Source organism: Gluconobacter sp. P1D12_c, assembly GCF_018812105.1.
GTDB lineage: Bacteria > Pseudomonadota > Alphaproteobacteria > Acetobacterales > Acetobacteraceae > Gluconobacter > Gluconobacter oxydans_A.
This window is the reverse complement of sequence record NZ_JACSIQ010000788.1, coordinates 1-375: the sequence shown is the minus strand read 5'-3', so window position 1 is coordinate 375 and position 375 is coordinate 1. Positions and strand designations below refer to the sequence as shown.

At 59.2% G+C, this 375-nt stretch carries 1 protein-coding gene; it reads right to left on the bottom strand.

Annotation, left to right across the window (positions count from 1 at the left end):
* Positions 1 to 9 precede the first annotated feature (9 nt).
* Positions 10 to 375: IS5 family transposase (locus KP705_RS19205; protein ID WP_215765462.1), on the bottom strand; the 366-nt coding region annotated here is incomplete at its 5' end.

Here is a 375-nt window from a genome sequence, read left to right as displayed (position 1 = left end):
GCTCAGGACTCATAGCCAGAAGATGACGGTTGCGGCGAGGCAGATGGCTGAGAAGAAGACGGTGCCGCATCTGTCATAGCGTTTTGCGACCCGCCGCCAGTCCTTGAGGGGGCCGAACATGATTTCGATGCGGTTGCGTCTTTTGTATTTTCGCTTGTCGTATTTGACTGGCTTTCCGCGGGATCTCCGTCCCGGAATGCAGGGCYTKATCCCTKTYYCCTCCAGGGCRTCCCKGAACCAGTCAGCATCATAACCCCGGTCCGCCAGCATCCACTGTGCCATGGGCAGGCTGTCCAGCAGAGCAGCGGCACCGGTGTAATCACTGACCTGTCCCGCCGTCATGAAGAAGCTCAGCGGTCGTCCGTTCTGATCCGG